Source organism: Pseudomonas sp. 3-2, assembly GCF_019710535.1.
In the GTDB taxonomy this organism is placed as follows: Bacteria; Pseudomonadota; Gammaproteobacteria; order Pseudomonadales; family Pseudomonadaceae; genus Aquipseudomonas; species Aquipseudomonas pharyngis.
This window is the reverse complement of record NZ_CP081200.1, coordinates 1,610,787-1,626,378: the sequence shown is the minus strand read 5'-3', so window position 1 is coordinate 1,626,378 and position 15,592 is coordinate 1,610,787. Positions and strand designations below refer to the sequence as shown.

Annotated in this window: 12 protein-coding genes; 5 read left to right on the top strand and 7 right to left on the bottom strand. The window is 60.6% G+C overall.

Annotated features, from left to right (window positions below):
• Nucleotides 1-100: 100 nt before the first annotated feature.
• Nucleotides 101-4,012 (bottom strand): ATP-dependent RNA helicase HrpA, encoded by a 3,912-nt coding sequence (gene hrpA / locus K3819_RS07365; protein WP_221398935.1) that lies wholly within the window; start codon nucleotides 4,010-4,012, stop codon nucleotides 101-103.
• Nucleotides 4,013-4,189: 177 nt separating this feature from the next.
• Entirely contained in the window at nucleotides 4,190-5,911 is a 1,722-nt protein-coding gene (gene aceK / locus K3819_RS07360; RefSeq protein ID WP_221398934.1) for a bifunctional isocitrate dehydrogenase kinase/phosphatase, read from the bottom strand.
• Between the two features lie 414 nt (nucleotides 5,912-6,325).
• On the opposite strand from aceK, the gene K3819_RS07355 reads away from it, so the two are divergent.
• On the top strand, nucleotides 6,326-7,951 hold the full coding sequence (locus K3819_RS07355) for a methyl-accepting chemotaxis protein (protein WP_221398933.1): 1,626 nt from the start codon (nucleotides 6,326-6,328) through the stop codon (nucleotides 7,949-7,951).
• Between the two features lie 84 nt (nucleotides 7,952-8,035).
• Nucleotides 8,036-8,944, top strand: coding sequence for a DMT family transporter (locus tag K3819_RS07350; protein ID WP_221398932.1), 909 nt, complete (start codon nucleotides 8,036-8,038; stop codon nucleotides 8,942-8,944).
• Between the two features lie 57 nt (nucleotides 8,945-9,001).
• Here the strand turns inward: K3819_RS07350 and K3819_RS07345 are convergent, their stop codons facing one another.
• A complete protein-coding gene (locus K3819_RS07345; RefSeq protein WP_221398931.1) occupies nucleotides 9,002-9,865 on the bottom strand; it encodes a DMT family transporter in 864 nt (287 codons plus the stop codon).
• A 431-nt stretch (nucleotides 9,866-10,296) separates the two neighbouring features.
• Here K3819_RS07345 and K3819_RS07340 point away from each other — a divergent pair, with 431 nt between their 5' ends.
• Nucleotides 10,297-10,476, top strand: a complete 180-nt coding sequence (locus K3819_RS07340) for a hypothetical protein (RefSeq protein WP_143492905.1) — start codon at nucleotides 10,297-10,299, stop codon at nucleotides 10,474-10,476.
• Nucleotides 10,477-10,520: 44 nt separating this feature from the next.
• Here K3819_RS07340 and K3819_RS07335 read toward each other — a convergent pair whose 3' ends face one another.
• Together K3819_RS07335 and cysK are read right to left on the bottom strand one after the other, a co-directional pair.
• Nucleotides 10,521-11,459, bottom strand: coding sequence for an aspartyl/asparaginyl beta-hydroxylase domain-containing protein (locus K3819_RS07335; protein WP_064594184.1), 939 nt, complete (start codon nucleotides 11,457-11,459; stop codon nucleotides 10,521-10,523).
• 188 nt (nucleotides 11,460-11,647) lie between these two features.
• Nucleotides 11,648-12,622, bottom strand: coding sequence for a cysteine synthase A (cysK, locus tag K3819_RS07330; protein WP_011332943.1), 975 nt, complete (start codon nucleotides 12,620-12,622; stop codon nucleotides 11,648-11,650).
• A gap of 128 nt (nucleotides 12,623-12,750) precedes the next feature.
• On the opposite strand from cysK, the gene K3819_RS07325 reads away from it, so the two are divergent.
• Complete coding sequence (locus K3819_RS07325; protein ID WP_085611591.1) at nucleotides 12,751-13,827, top strand: DUF748 domain-containing protein; 1,077 nt, start codon at nucleotides 12,751-12,753, stop codon at nucleotides 13,825-13,827.
• Here K3819_RS07325 and K3819_RS07320 read toward each other — a convergent pair.
• Complete coding sequence (locus K3819_RS07320; protein WP_085611592.1) at nucleotides 13,824-14,324, bottom strand: helix-turn-helix domain-containing protein; 501 nt, start codon at nucleotides 14,322-14,324, stop codon at nucleotides 13,824-13,826. The two genes, K3819_RS07325 and K3819_RS07320, sit on opposite strands and share 4 nt — an antisense overlap.
• Complete coding sequence (locus tag K3819_RS07315) at nucleotides 14,312-14,542, bottom strand: DUF4160 domain-containing protein (RefSeq protein WP_064594177.1); 231 nt, start codon at nucleotides 14,540-14,542, stop codon at nucleotides 14,312-14,314. Before K3819_RS07315 ends, K3819_RS07320 begins: the two co-directional genes overlap by 13 nt.
• A 201-nt stretch (nucleotides 14,543-14,743) precedes the next feature.
• On the opposite strand from K3819_RS07315, the gene K3819_RS07310 reads away from it, so the two are divergent.
• Nucleotides 14,744-15,589 carry a MoxR family ATPase gene (locus K3819_RS07310; protein WP_007911294.1) on the top strand — a complete coding sequence of 282 codons (846 nt, stop codon included), beginning with the start codon at nucleotides 14,744-14,746 and terminating at the stop codon, nucleotides 15,587-15,589.
• The last annotated feature ends 3 nt before the right edge of the window (nucleotides 15,590-15,592 follow it).

Genomic DNA, 15,592 nt, shown 5'->3' with positions numbered 1-15,592 from the left:
TTGGCGCCTTTCCCAAGCGTCACGACCTTCCCAATGTGGGAGCGAGCTTGCTCCCACAAGGGGAATTTGTGATCGTTCCCACGGAGCGATCAGGCACTCGCTAGGGTTCCACCTGCGTCCACTGCTTGTTGAGGCGTTTGTCGGAGATCGGCACCTTCGTCCCCAACTGCTGGGCGAACAGCGAAACCCGGTACTCCTCCAGCCACCAGCGATACAGCTCGAGCTGCGGATCGCGCTTGCCTTCCTGGGCATGTTTGGCGGCACGGGTCTGGTATTGCGTCCAGAGCCCGGCAAGCTCGCCGCTCCAGACCCGATCCTTCTGCACTTGCGCGCCCAGCTTCTCGAAACGCTGCTCGACCGCTTTCAGGTAACGCGGCAACTCCTTGAGCCAGAGCATCGGCGTTTCCCGGACGAAGCCCGGATACACCAGATGACTGAGCTGCTGCTTGATATCGTTAAGCGCCACCGCCTGAGCCAGGTCGATCTTGCCCTTGAAGCGCTTTTGCAGACCGTGCCAGAGCTTGAGGATTTCCAGAGTCAGGCGTGCCACCCGTTCGGCGTGCTCGGTCCAGCTGCCGCGCTTGCGCTCGGCCAGTGCCGCCAGCCCTGCGCCGTCACGGGGCAACGGGTCTTCACCGTCAAGAATGCAGCTGTCGAGGCTGGCCAGCAGAATGTCTTCGACCAGCGCATCAACCCGCCCCAGTTCGCGGTACAGCAGGCCCAGTTCGGTCAGGCCCGGCAACTTGCCGCGCAGGAACTTCGCCGGTTCGGCCAGTTGCTGCAGCAGCAGACGTTGCAAGGCGCGGCGGTGCTGGAATTCGGCTTCCGCCGGGGTAGAAAATCGCCCTTCCTTGACCGTACCGCCCTCTTCCACCAGCGCCGGATACACCGTCATCGACAGCCCGGCGATCTTCTGTTGGGTCTTTTCCGCCACCGGCGCAAAGACCTTGGCCTCCACCGGTTGCTGGCTTTTCGCACTTTGCGGCACCGCCAGTGCGGCCTGGCTGGCTTCGGCGAAACGTGCGGTCAGCTCGGCCAGATCCCGGCCCTCGCCGAGGAACTTGCCCTGGCCGTCGACGATTTCCAGGTTCATCCGCAGGTGGCTTTCAACCTGCTGCGCCGCTTCGGCCCAGGCTTCATCGCTGACCCGCGCACCGGTCATGCGCAGCAGTTCGCGACCCAGCGCTTGCGGCAACGAGCCTTCGGCGAAGGTCATGCGTTGCAGCGCGGCCTTGATGAAATCCGGCACCGGCACGAAGTTTTTTCGCAAAGCCTTGGGCAGGTTGCGCACCAGCGCGATGCACTTGGCCTCGATCAGTCCCGGCACCAGCCATTCCAGACGCTCCGGTGGCAGCATCGGCAACAGCGGCGCCGGCACACGCAGGGTCACGCCGTCACGCGGGTGATTCGGTTCGAAGTGGTAACTCAGCGCCAGTTCCAGATCGCCGATGTGCAGCGTGTCCGGGTAATGCTGGGCGGTGACTTCGCTGGCTTCGCGGGCCAGCACGTCCTCCTCGCGCATGATCAGCAGTTGCGGATCTTTTTGGCTGTTGACGCGGTACCAGCTGTCGAACGTAGCGGTCTGGTGAATCTCCGCCGGCAAACGCGCGTCGTAGAACGCGTAGAGGGTTTCCTCGTCGGCCAGGATGTCCCGGCGACGGGCTTTGGCTTCCAGTTCGTCGAGCTGCTCCAGCAGTTGTTTGTTGGCGGTCAGGCACTTGGCCCGGGACTGAATCTCGCCGCGCACCAGGCCTTCGCGGATAAACAGCTCTCGCGAAACCACCGGGTCCACCGGCCCGTAATGCACCGGTCGACGACCGACCACGATCAGGCCGAACAGGGTGATCTGTTCGAACGCCACGACCTGGCCGCGCTTTTTCTCCCAGTGCGGTTCGAAGTGGTTTTTCTTGATCAGGTGCCCGGCCAGCGGTTCGATCCAGTCGGCGTCGATCTTCGCCACCATCCGCGCATAAAGCTTGGTGGTTTCCACCAGTTCGGCGGTCATCACCCACTGCGGGCGCTTCTTGCCGATGCCCGACGATGGGTGAATCCAGAACCGCCGCTGACGGGCGCCAAGGTAATCGCCGTCCTCGGTTTTCTGGCCGATCTGGCTGAGCAGGCCGACCAGTACCGCTTTGTGCAGCTTCGGATAGTCCGCCGGCTCTTTGTTCAGGCTCAGCTGCAAGTCGCGGCAGATCAGGCTCAACTGACGGTGGGAATCGCGCCACTCGCGCAGGCGCAGGTAGTTGAGGAAATTCTTGCGGCACCAGTTGCGCAATGGGCTGGCGGTCAGCGCCTGGCGCTGTTCTTCGAAACCTCGCCACAGATTGACCAGCGCAGCGAAGTCCGAATCGGCGTCCTTCCACTGAGCGTGGGCCTGGTCAGCGGCCTGCTGACGCTCCGGCGGACGCTCGCGCGGATCCTGAATCGACATGGCGCTGGCGACGATCAGCACTTCCTGCAGGCTGCCGAGTTTGGCGGCTTCAAGCAGCATGCGGCCCATGCGCGGGTCCACCGGCAGACGCGCCAGCTGACGGCCGAGCGGGGTCAACTGACTGTTGCGATCCACCGCCGAGAGTTCTTGCAGCAGGTTGAAACCGTCGCTGATCGCCTTGCCGTCCGGCGGCTCGATGAACGGGAAATCGGTGATCTCACCGAGGCGCAGATGGAGCATCTGCAAAATCACCGCCGCGAGGTTGGTGCGCAGGATTTCCGGGTCGGTAAATTCCGGACGACCGAGGAAATCCTCTTCGCTGTACAGGCGCACGCAGATACCCGGCTCGACCCGGCCGCAGCGACCTTTACGCTGGTTGGCGCTGGCCTGGGAAATCGCTTCGATCGGCAGCCGCTGGACCTTGGCGCGATAGCTGTAGCGGCTGATGCGCGCGGTGCCGCTGTCGATCACGTAACGGATGCCCGGCACGGTCAGCGAGGTTTCGGCAACGTTGGTCGCCAGCACCACACGACGGCCGGGGTGCGACTGGAAAATTCGCTGCTGCTCGGCCGGCGACAGGCGCGCGTACAACGGCAGGATTTCGGTGTGTTTGAGCTGGGCCTTGCGCAGCATGTCGGCGGCGTCGCGAATCTCGCGCTCGCCGGGCAGGAACACCAGCACATCACCGGGACTGCGGCGCTCGCTTCGCTCATAGGCGGCGATTTCGTCGAGGGTGGCGAGAATCGCCTGATCCACCGTCAGGTCGTCTTCGACGCGGTTGCCTTCTTCGTCCTGCTCGAGCGTCAGCGGGCGATACCAGGTTTCCACCGGGAAGGTGCGGCCGGACACTTCGACAATCGGCGCATCGTCGAAATGCTTGGAGAAACGCTCCAGATCGATGGTCGCCGAGGTGATGATGACTTTCAGATCCGGGCGACGCGGCAGCAGGGTTTTCAGGTAACCGAGCAGGAAGTCGATGTTGAGGCTGCGTTCGTGGGCTTCGTCGACGATGATCGTGTCGTAGCGTTCGAGATAACGGTCGTTCTGGGTTTCCGCCAGCAGGATGCCGTCGGTCATCAGTTTGATCAGGGTGTTCGAATCGCTTTGGTCTTCGAAGCGCACCTGATAACCGACCAGCGCGCCCAGCGGTGTACCGAGTTCTTCGGCAACCCGGCTGGCCACGCTGCGCGCCGCGATCCGCCGAGGCTGGGTGTGGCCGATCAAACCGTGCTGGCCGCGACCGATCTCCAGACAGATTTTCGGCAACTGGGTGGTTTTGCCCGAGCCGGTTTCACCGGCGATGATCAGCACCTGGTGCTTTTCCAGGGCCTTCTTGATTTCGTCACGCTTGGCTGCAATCGGCAGGCTGTCGTCGTAACGGATCACCGGCAGGCTGGCCTTGCGTGCCAGCACCTGGTCGCAGGACGTCTGCATGCGCACCACCCACTGGGCCAGCTTGGCCTCGTCGGGTTTCTTGCGCAGCTCAAGCAACTGCCGCCGCAGCCGGTGGCGGTCGGCGAGCATGGCGTGATCGAGGTTTTTCAGCAGTTTGTCGATGGAGGGCGATTCGTCGGTCATCGGGTACGCAATTCGGTCGTCTAGTGGCGCAAGGACGCGATTGTCGCAGAAAAGCAGCTACAAGCGGCAAGCTACAAGCCGCAAGTTGAAAGCGGCGTTTGACTTGAGGCTTGTAGCTTGCTGCTTGTAGCTTGCTGCTTGCTGCTTGCTGCTTGCGGCTTGCGGCTTGCGGCTGCTTTATTCGTTATCCAGGCCTTTGCGCCGATACGGAAAGACATCAATGACTTTCCCCGCCCGAATCGCTTCCTGTAGCCCCTTCCAGTAATCAGCGTTGTACAACTCGCCATGCAACTGATCGAACAGCTTGCGCTGCGCTGCATCGGCAAACAGGAACGGCGGAAATTCCTCGGGAAACACATCCAGTGGCCCGATCGAATACCACGGTTCGGAGGCCATTTCGTCCTCCGGCGTACGCGGTGCCGGAATGTGGCGGAAGTTGGCTTCGGTGAGAAAGCAGATCTCGTCGTAGTCGTAGAACACCACCCGGCCATGGCGGGTGACGCCGAAGTTCTTCAGCAGCATGTCGCCGGGAAAGATGTTGGCCGCCGCCAGTTGCTTGATCGCCAGGCCGTAATCCTCCAGCGCTTCGCGCACCTGGGCTTCGTTGGCGTTATCCAGATAGAGATTAAGCGGCGTCATTCGGCGCTCGGTCCAGCAGTGGCGGATCAGCACGGTTTCGCCTTCCAGCGACACCGTGGACGGCGCGACTTCCAGCAGCTCCGCCAGGCACGCCGGCTCGAATTTGCTCAGGGGAAAACGAAAGTCGGCGAATTCCTGGGTATCGGCCATGCGCCCGACGCGGTCGACGCTTTTCACCAGTCGGTACTTCTCGATCACCGTGGCGCGGTCGACGTTTTTCGATGGGGAGAAACGGTCCTTGATAATCTTGAACACAGTGTTGAAGCCCGGCAGCGTGAACACGCTCATGACCATGCCGCGCACGCCCGGCGCCATGATGAACTGGTCATCGGTGTTGGCCAGGTGATTGATCAGGGCGCGGTAGAACTCCGATTTACCGTGCTTGTAGAAACCGATCGAGGTGTACAGCTCGGCGATGTGCTTGCCCGGCAGGATGCGTTTGAGGAAACCGATGAACTCCGCCGGCACCGGCACATCCACCATGAAATACGAACGGGTGAAGGAGAAGATGATCGACACCTCCGCTTCGTCGGTGATCAATGCGTCGATCTGAATCCCGCGCCCTTCGCGGTGCAGCAACGGAATCACCAACGGCCACTGATCGTCGTTGGTGTAGATGCGCCCCACCAGGTACGCGCCCTTGTTGCGGTACAGCACCGAGGAAAACAGCTCGACGCTCAGCTCCGGGTCCTTGCACACCCAGTCCGGCAGGTTCTCGCGCAGTTGCGCTTCCAGACGCAGCAAGTCGCCGGGCAAATCGGCGTAGGTCTCGCTGAAGCGGTAATCGGCAAAGATGCTCGCAAGCATGCCCGAGATCTGCCCTTGGGGCTTGTAGGTGCGGGTTTGCGCGGCCCGTGCCCGACGCAGGCTCGGGCGCGTGGTGTGGATGAACATGCAGCCGTCGCTGATCAGGTCGTGGCTGAACAGGCTGCAGAAAATCGAGTTGTACCAGGTCTCGGACAGTTCATCGTCGAAGCGCAGGTCGATGATGCTGATGTAGGCGCTTTTCACCAGTGGCCAGCAGGTGACATCCATCAACGTGTCCGGCTCGAAGTACTCGCGCAGACGGGCGACGGTTTCACCGACCTTTTCTTCGTAGAGGTTGATCCGTGCCGCCGACGCGGTTTGCGTGTCCTGCCAGCGGGCCTGCTCGAAGCGCTCCCGGGCGCCGTCGGTGATCCGCCGGAAATGCTCGCGGTAATCGTCAAAGCCATCGAGGATCAGGCGGGCGATGTCGGTGGCTGGCCATTGCTGCGGCATAGATGAGACCTCTGCGGGAATTGGAGAATCTGTGCTCGAAGGCCTGAGCTTAGCCACGGAAGCAGGCGCAGGAGAAGCGCAATTTCGGCTAAATCCTCTTGCGGGTTGTACAACGACACAGTTTTTATCAAAGTTTTTTAATCGACCGTTCGGTCAATAAACGTCCCTTCGGCTTCTCCCTATCGCTGAACGCCAGCCCGCGTTTCTTCTGGGTTTCGGATCCAACCCGGTAGCGACGTCTCTAATCCGCGCTTTTCCCGGCTAGTTCCTTCTCGTCCATCGCGTGCCACCCCGGTTAAAAATGGCCTTACCAAGATAGTGGCACTTTGATATATAGCCCGCCATCACCCGCCTTACAACAAGATCCTCGGTCCACGAGGACGACCTCTCCCCCAATCCCCAAGGAGCACATTGATGTCTATCCGGAATCTGCGCATAGGTTTGCGCGCCAGTTTGTGTTTTGCCGTTCTGGCCAGTCTGCTGGTGGTGGTCGGCCTGTTCGGTCTGGGCCAGATGAAAACCCTGCGCGAGAGCGCGGCGGTGATCGAGGAATCGTGGATGCCCAGCATCGAAAGCATCCATGACGCAGCGGCGAATATCGCCAGCATCCGTCTTGAATCCCTGCGCCTGATCACCAGTACTCAGGCTGTCGTTCGCGAACGCAGCAAAGGCATTCTCACCGCGCAACGTCAGGAATTGCTCAAGCGCCTCGACGACCACAAGGCCCTGATCGCCAATGACCAGGAGCGAGCGATGCTGGAAGGTTTGAGCGCCGACACGGCCAAGTACCTGAGCATCCTCGACCAGATCATCAAACAGATCGATGCCGGACAAAACGAACAAGCCTACGCGCGCCTGACCACTGAACTGGCGCCCCAGGGCACGGTGCTCGACAAGACCCTTGAGCAAATGATCAGCCTCAATCAGCAAGGCGCGGATGCCGCCGCCAAGTCCGCGGCGGCGATGTACCAGCAGGCGCTGTGGATCGTCGCCGCGATCATCGTCATCGCCCTGATTGCCACGTTGTTGCTGGCCTGGTTGCTGACCCGCAGCATCACCACGCCGATCAATCAGGCGCTGAACGCGGCACGGCAGATTGCTTCGGGAGACCTCAGCGGTCGCATCGACAGTGAGGGTCGTGATGAAGCGGCGCAATTGCTCACGGCGCTGGCGCAGATGCAGGGCAATCTGCGTTCGACCATTCGCGGCATCAGCGAGTCGGCCCAGCAACTGGCCTCCGCCGCCGAGGAAATGAGTTCAGTGATGGAACAGAGCACCCGCGGCCTGCAACAGCAAAATGACCAGATCGAGCAGGCCGCCACGGCGGTCACCGAGATGAGCACGGCGGTGGATGAAGTGGCCGCCAATGCGGTGTCCAGTGCCCAGGCCTCCGAAGCCTCGAACGAGGACAGCAAGCACGGGCATGTGCAGGTCAGCGAGACCATCAGTTCGATTCAGGAACTGGTCAGCGCGGTGCTGGGCGCGTCCGAACAGGCCGAGGGCCTTGCGACTCAGGCTCAGGACATCAGCAAGGTGCTGGAGGTGATTCGCGGCATCGCCGGGCAGACCAACCTGCTGGCCCTGAACGCTGCGATTGAAGCCGCGCGAGCCGGCGAGGCCGGACGTGGCTTCGCAGTGGTTGCCGACGAGGTCCGCTCGCTGGCCCAGCGCACGCAGAACTCCACCGAAGAAATCGAGCTGATGATCAGCAGCATTCAGCAAGGCACCAGTGCCACCGTCGGCGCCTTGCAAAACAGCGCCGAGCAGGCCAGCCATACCCTGCGTCGCGCCAACAGTGCCGGCCATGCACTGGAGAAAATCACCGCGTCGATTTCACAGATCAACCAGCGCAACCTGGTAATCGCCAGCGCCGCCGAGCAACAGGCGCTGGTGGCTCGGGAGGTCGATCAGAACCTGGTGACCATCCGTGATCTGTCGACACAAACCGCAGCAGGTGCCACCCAGACCTCTGCCGCCAGTCAGGAACTGTCACGGCTGGCCGTCGACCTGAACGCACTGGTCACGCGCTTCGTGATCTGATCAGACAATTAAATGCCCGATTAGCGGTTGCCATCGCCGGGGCCCTCGGCAACACTCTCGTCCCGATCAAGGAAGGAGTGGCCCGTGAGCCCCGTCGATATTTTCCGCATGCTGTCGCTGGCTGCCATCTGGGGCGCGAGCTTCCTGTTCATGCGCATCATCGCTCCCGCGATCGGTACGGTTCCGACCGGATTCTTCCGCGTTTCCATCGCCGCCGTCGGCTTGCTGGTGATTCTCGGGCTGATGCGCATCAGCTGGGATTTCAAAGGCAAGCTCAAGACTGTGATGTTGCTTGGCGTGATCAACTCCGGCGTGCCGGCGACGCTGTATTCGGTCGCCGCCCAGGTGCTGCCGGCCGGTTATTCGGCGATCTTCAATGCCACCACGCCATTGATGGGCGTGTTGATCGGCGGTTTGTTCTTCAGTGAAAAACTCACGCTGGCCAAACTCGCCGGGGTGTTCCTCGGCCTGCTCGGGGTGGGCGTGCTGACCCGCGCCGGCCCGGTCGCGTTCGATCTGCACTTGCTGATGGGCGCGGTGGCCTGCCTGCTCGCAACCACCTGTTATGGCTTCGCCGGGTTCCTCGCCCGACGCTGGCTGGATCAGGCCGGCGGCCTCGACAGTCGTCTGTCGGCGCTGGGCAGCATGCTCGGTGCAACCCTGTTTCTGTTGCCGCTGTTCGGTTACAGCGTCATCACTGCGCCGCCGGTGAGCTGGGGTGGCTGGAATGTCTGGCTGTCGCTGCTGGGCCTTGGGCTGGGCTGCACTGCGTTTGCCTACATCATTTACTTCCGCCTGCTGAGTTCCATCGGGCCGGTGAAATCGATGACCGTGACCTTCATGATTCCGCCATTCGGCGTGTTGTGGGGGGCGCTTTTTCTCGATGAGCCGCTGTCGATGGCCCACGTGTATGGCGGGGTATTGATCGCCATTGCGCTGTGGCTGGTGCTGAAACCCGCTGTGGTGAAGCCGGCAGAAGCCACCGCCCGCTGATTGGCAGATGCACAAAGGCCCGGGAGTTTCCTCCCGGGCCTTTTTCATGCGCGGCTGTTACGCCGATTTACGGAATACGAATACCAGACCGACGATGATCAGCAGCATCCCCAGCACGCTCAACGCCGCCAGGCGATTGCCAAAGATCAGGTAGTCCATCACCGCCGTCACGGCCGGCACCAGATAGAACAGGCTGGTGACATTGACCAGATTGCCCCGGGCGATCAGCCGGTACAGCAGCAACGTCGCCAGCACGGAAACCACCAGTCCCATCCACAGCACCGGCACAATGAAACCGGCGCTGTGCTCGAAGTGAAACGGCTGGAACGGCACGAAAATCCCGCACAGCAGCAGACCGGCCAGATACTGCACCGGCAGCGTGCCGAGGGGATTGTCGGTGATGCGCTTCTGCATGATCGAGCCGAAGGTCATGCTCGCCAGCGCCAGCAGCCCGAACAACATCCCCGCCAGCGACATTCCGGCCAGACCGATGCCCTGGTAAACCACCATGATCAGACCGGCCAGTCCCAACGCCAGCCCAAACATTCGGCTCGCCGAACGCTGCCGCTCCATGAGCACCACCGTCAGGATCGGTTGCACGCCCATGATGGTCGCCATCACCCCGGGCGTGACCTTCAGATCCAGCGCCAGCAGATAGAAAATCTGATAAGCCCCTAACAACACCACCCCGGTGGCCATCGCGTACAGCATCGGCTTGCCGCCCTTGGGCAACCTCAACTTGAGCAATGGCACCAGCAGCACCAGCCCACACAGGGCAATCACAAACCGGATCAGCAGAAAGGCGAAGGGTGAAGCGTGAGCCAGCCCCCACTTGGAGAAGATCGCCCCGCTGCTCCACAGCAGAACGAACAGGCTCGTGGACGCCGCCGCGAGCGCGGACTTTTTCGAAAGGACAAACATGAATACCACCTGTAGTCAGGCAAATAGCCAACTCAGCCGAAGCTGAAATTCAGTAGGTTTTTTCAGGCGGGCACAGGGGTCAGCAGCAAACGCTGATCAGCCCGAAACACCAACGCCCGGCGGTGATACGACTGCGCACACCGGCGTGCTACTGACAGGTGGAGGGTAATGACTGATCTGCACAGGCTGCTGATTCCCGCACGGCACGACGCCAGCGTTGACCGCTGAATCGACTACCGCGTTGATGAGGGATGCAGGCATCTGGGCTGATCTTTTTGAAGGGTTGGACAATGGGTCGTGCGACTCACGAGCGCCGACTATAACCAGCCCGCGACATGGATTGCAACGACTTGGACAAAGGGCCAGTAGCGACAGGCAGGAGGCAGGCGCATAGGCTCGTTTGCAATTGCAACGACCATAGTGGAGACGCCATGAAAACTGTCGCCGAGAACAAAGCGCCAGGCGCCAAATCGATGAGGGCCAAAGGAAAGCGCTCTGCTGGAGAATTATCTGAAAAGGAGTTACTCCGAATTAGAGAGGCATTGGCTAATCCAGCAGCGGAAGAGCCGGGAGGTGTTCTCGCCGGCGCATCCTTTACCTTCCCCGCATAAAAAAACCGCTCACAAGGAGCGGTTTTTTGTTTCTGCTTCCAGCCTCAACCAAACAGCCAATACCCCAGCAACGTCAACACCACCACCGCCAGCACCGGCCGCAGCACACGGTAGGCCTTCGGGTTGCGGCGTTTCCACTGTTTGACCGCACCACTGAACCTGTCGCTGAAGTTCTTGCTCCAGGCGTAAGCCTGGTTGATCCCGCCGACACGCTCGTCGTCGAGGTTCTGCGGTGCCGTGGCACGGCCCAGCCAGGCGCTGATGAAGCGGTTGATGCGGGTCATCAGGCGGCTGCTCAGCGGCCGCTCGATGTCGCAGAACAGGATGACGCGGGTCTGTTCGGTTTCGTTCTTGACCCAATGCACGTAGGTCTCGTCGAACATCACGTCTTCACCGTCGCGCCAGGCGTAGACCTGACCGTCGACGAAGATTCGGCAATCGTCGGAGTTTGGCGTTGACAGACCCAGGTGATAACGCAGGGAGCCGGCGAACGGATCGCGGTGCGGGTTCAAATGGCTGCCGCCCGGCAACAGCGCGAACATCGCGCCTTTGACGTTGGGGATGGCACTGACCAGCGCCACGGTTTTCGGGCACAGGGTTTCGGCCGATGGCAGCGGTTTGTCGTACCACTTGAGGTAGAAACGCTTCCAGCCTTTCTTGAAGAACGAGCCGAAACCGGCGTCGTTGTTCTTCTCGGCGGCACGAATATAACCCTCGTCGAACAGATGCATGGCTTCGTCGCGAATGGTTTCCCAGTTATCGCGCAACACGTCCAGCTCCGGAAACTTGCTGCGATCCAGATACGGCTTGGACGGCACGCCCGAGAACAGGTACATCAAGGCGTTATACGGGGCGAACAGCGCCGAGTGGTTGACGAACTGCCGCAACACCGGCAAACGCGCCTTGCCGCGCAAATGCACGTAGAGGATGCTGCCCACAAACAGCAGCAACACCGACACCTTGGCGGCTAACGAAAAGGTCATCAACAACTCCTTGAAATAAGACAACGCCACGCCATGTCATTTACCCGAGATGGCGGCCGGCCATGATAAACACTACCGGCTCCGGGAAAAACCCGCCCGACTCAAGATTCAGTGTTAAGAATTGCGCAACAAAGCACTTATTAACATAACGATCCTGAACCCTGGCTGACCTGAATCAACGTGCCCCCTTACTGCTGGTTCTCCTGATCGGTGAACAGATCACTGAACAGCATGCTCGACAGATAACGCTCACCGGAGTCGGGCAGCACCACCACAATGGTCTTGCCCTGCATTTCCGGGGTCTCCGCCAGACGCACCGCCACCGACATGGCCGCACCGCAGGAAATCCCGCACAGGATCCCCTCTTCCTGCATCAGGCGCAGGGCCATGGCCTTGGACTCGTCATCCGTCACCAGCTCGACCCGGTCAACCATCGACAGATCAAGGTTCTTCGGCACGAAACCGGCGCCGATGCCCTGAATCTTGTGCGGGCTCGGCTTGATTTCTTGACCTGCCAGCGCCTGGGTAATCACCGGCGAAGACACCGGTTCCACCGCCACCGACAGAATCGGTTTGCCCGCCGTATTCTTGATATACCGCGACACACCGGTAATGGTTCCACCGGTGCCGACCCCTGCGACCAGCACATCGATGGCGCCATCGGTGTCATTCCAGATTTCCGGGCCAGTGGTCTTTTCATGAATGGCTGGGTTGGCCGGGTTATCGAACTGGGCCGGCATGAAGTATTTGCCCGCGTCACTGGCTACGATTTCGTTGGCCTTTTCGATAGCGCCTTTCATGCCCTTGGCTGGCTCGGTCAGCACCAGCTCGGCGCCCAGCGCCTTGAGCACCTTGCGTCGCTCGATGCTCATCGAGGCCGGCATGGTCAGCAGCAATTTGTAACCGCGCGCGGCAGCGACAAATGCCAGGCCGATGCCGGTGTTGCCGGAGGTCGGCTCGACAATGGTCATGCCCGGCTTGAGTTTGCCGCTGCTTTCGGCGTCCCAGATCATGTTGGCGCCGATCCGGCACTTGACCGAGTAGCCCGGGTTGCGACCTTCGATCTTGGCCAGAATGGTCACGCCACGGGGCGCGATGCGGTTGATCTGCACCAGCGGCGTGTTGCCGATGGAATGGGCGTTGTCAGCAAAAATACGGCTCATGGCTGGGTCCTTGTGCAGCGTTGAATTCAGCTCTCCAAGGTAAGCCTGTTGCTCTTGTCAGTCCAGTCGGGCCGAACGTCTGCGGCAGGCGGCAGTCAATCGCTTTATACCGTTCGGAATTTGCTGCCATGAAGCGTCGCTACCGTTGGCCATTGTGGATTTTCGCCACTCTCGTTGTATTACTGGTCGCCCTGCACATCGCCCTGCCCTACCTCGTGCGCGACTATCTGAATGACAAGCTGGCCAACATGGGCGACTACCGCGGCCAGATCACTGACGTGGACCTGGCGCTCTGGCGCGGGGCCTACAAGATCAATGGCCTGAAAATCGTCAAGGCCGACGGCAAGGTGCCGGTGCCGTTCGTCGATGCGCCGGTTATCGACCTGTCTGTCAGTTGGCACTCGCTTTGGTACGACCATGCTGTCGTGGCACAGGTGAAATTCTTTAAACCTCAGGTGAACTTCGTCGATGGTGGTGCCAACAAGCAGAACTCCCAGACCGGTCAGGGCACCGACTGGCGTGAGCAACTGGGCAAACTGTTGCCTATCACGCTCGACGAAGTGCAGATCAGCGATGGGCGGATCAGCTTTCGCAACTTCAACTCCAAACCACCGGTAAACATGAATGCAACCAACGTCGACGCCAGCATTTATAACCTGACCAACGTGGTCGACAAGGAGGGCAAACGCGACGCTCGCTTCGAAGGCAAGGCTCTGCTGCTGGGGCATGCCCCGCTGGAAACCACAGCCACCTTCGACCCCTTGAGCAATTTCGAAGACTTCGAATTTCGCCTGCGGGCCCGCGACATCGAACTCAAGCGCATGAACGATTTCGCCTCGGCCTACGGCAAATTCGACTTCAACGCCGGCCACGGCGACGTGGTCATCGAAGCCGCCGCCAACAAGGGCCAGCTCAAGGGCTACATCAAACCGCTGCTGCGCGACGTGGACGTGTTCAACTGGCAGCAAGATGTCGAGAACAAGAACAAGGGGATCTTCCGCTCGATCTGGGAAGCACTGGTCGGCGGCACGGAAACCGTGCTGAAAAACCAGGGCAAAAACCAGTTTGCCACCCGAGTCGAACTCAGCGGCAGCGTGCACCAGCAAGATATCAACGCGTTCGAAGCGTTTTTGCAGATTTTGCGCAACGGATTCATCCAGGCCTTCAATGCCCGGTATGAACGGCCGAAGCCGGACGCGGGCTAAGTTTTACGGTTGACGATGTAACGCCCGTTAACCTCTGCCGCGATCAGTGCAGGCTTCTCTTGCAACGAATCCCAACCCAGACAGGCCAGGGCCAATGATCGCGGCACCGCTTCCCGACCATTACTGTAGCGACTGATGCTGCGGGCGCTGACACCCAATGCTTCGGCCGCCTCATTCAACGGTAGTCCGGTGCGAGCGCGCCAATCCATGAAAATCCGTGTGTTTTCGTCCGGCGCATTTTGCGCGAGCGCGTCCCGATACAAGGTATCGGCACCAATCTGGATATCCGGTTCCAGCCACTCCACGCTCCAGCCGTCGTCACCCAACTCAGCGGTTGCAAACACTTCAGCGTCCAGTAGCGGAGCGAGCCCCGGATAGGTTTGCAGATCGCGGCTCAAGTCCAGGTTCAGCCGTTGGCCATCAATAAAGGTCAGCGACAGGCAAGCATCGCCAACAGCCTGCACTGCGGCCAATCGTGGCCGCTTCATGGGTAACATCGTTTCCAGTCCTCCAGCAATTGCGTCTGATGGGCCGAAACCCACGCCAACGCTTCCTTGACGATCAGTGGCGGTGCCTTGCCCATCATGACCTCGACGGTTTCCAGGCTCAGCATCACATCCACTCCACCACCGGTCAGGTGAACATGGGGTGGCGGGTGATCCTTCTCGCGCAACTGAATGCGGTATTTTTCGCGAAATCGGTATTTGGTAGTCATGCCCGAAGGCTATCGCCAAATCGGCGATACCTGGAATACTGGCCTCGTGCCGAAACTGAGTCAACATGTGACGCCCCATTCAGAGACTGAATAAGCCGTCTGCGTTCACAGTCGACCGGGCCGCGCGTTATAGTCGGGCATCCGATTATTTCGCCCCCGCCCTGCCCGTTCAGGTCGGCGTTACCGTTCGAGGATTAGCAGATGAAGTTCGAAGGCACCCAGGCCTACGTCGCCACCGATGACCTGAAGCTGGCGGTCAACGCCGCCATCACCCTGGAGCGGCCGCTGCTGGTCAAGGGCGAACCGGGCACCGGCAAGACCATGCTCGCCGAGCAACTGGCCGAATCGTTCGGCGCCAAGCTGATCACCTGGCACATCAAGTCCACCACCAAGGCCCATCAGGGCCTGTACGAGTACGATGCGGTCAGCCGTCTGCGCGACTCGCAACTGGGCAATGAAAAAGTCCACGACGTGCGCAACTACCTGAAGAAGGGCAAGCTCTGGGAAGCGTTCGAGTCCGAAGAGCGGGTCATTCTGCTGATCGACGAAATCGACAAGGCCGACATCGAGTTCCCCAACGACCTGTTGCAGGAACTCGACAAGATGGAGTTCTACGTTTACGAGATCGACGAGACCATCAAGGCCAAGAAACGTCCGATCATCATCATTACCTCCAACAACGAGAAAGAGCTGCCGGACGCCTTCCTGCGCCGCTGCTTCTTCCACTACATCGCCTTCCCCGACCGCACCACCCTGCAGAAAATCGTCGATGTTCACTACCCGGACATCAAGAAGGATCTGGTCAGCGAAGCGCTGGACGTGTTCTTCGACGTGCGCAAGGTGCCGGGCCTGAAGAAGAAGCCGTCGACCTCCGAACTGGTGGATTGGCTGAAACTGCTGATGGCCGACAACATCGGCGAAGCGGTGCTGCGCGAACGCGATCCGACCAAAGCCATCCCGCCGCTGGCCGGTGCGCTGGTGAAGAACGAACAGGACGTGCAACTGCTTGAGCGCCTGGCGTTCATGAGCCGTCGCGGCACCCGCTAAGAG

Bases quoted from the DNA above. Each gene is read 5' to 3' on its own strand.
- K3819_RS07335 (WP_064594184.1), bottom strand. From the start codon at position 11,459: ATGACCTTTTCGTTAGCCGCCAAGGTGTCGGTGTTGCTGCTGTTTGTG.
- K3819_RS07345 (WP_221398931.1), bottom strand. From the start codon at position 9,865: ATGTTTGTCCTTTCGAAAAAGTCCGCGCTCGCGGCGGCGTCCACGAGC.
- K3819_RS07325 (WP_085611591.1), top strand. From the start codon at position 12,751: ATGAAGCGTCGCTACCGTTGGCCATTGTGGATTTTCGCCACTCTCGTT.
- K3819_RS07310 (WP_007911294.1), top strand. From the start codon at position 14,744: ATGAAGTTCGAAGGCACCCAGGCCTACGTCGCCACCGATGACCTGAAG.
- K3819_RS07320 (WP_085611592.1), bottom strand. From the start codon at position 14,324: ATGTTACCCATGAAGCGGCCACGATTGGCCGCAGTGCAGGCTGTTGGC.
- aceK (WP_221398934.1), bottom strand. From the start codon at position 5,911: ATGCCGCAGCAATGGCCAGCCACCGACATCGCCCGCCTGATCCTCGAT.
- K3819_RS07340 (WP_143492905.1), top strand. From the start codon at position 10,297: ATGAAAACTGTCGCCGAGAACAAAGCGCCAGGCGCCAAATCGATGAGG.
- K3819_RS07355 (WP_221398933.1), top strand. From the start codon at position 6,326: ATGTCTATCCGGAATCTGCGCATAGGTTTGCGCGCCAGTTTGTGTTTT.
- hrpA (WP_221398935.1), bottom strand. From the start codon at position 4,012: ATGACCGACGAATCGCCCTCCATCGACAAACTGCTGAAAAACCTCGAT.
- K3819_RS07315 (WP_064594177.1), bottom strand. From the start codon at position 14,542: ATGACTACCAAATACCGATTTCGCGAAAAATACCGCATTCAGTTGCGC.
- cysK (WP_011332943.1), bottom strand. From the start codon at position 12,622: ATGAGCCGTATTTTTGCTGACAACGCCCATTCCATCGGCAACACGCCG.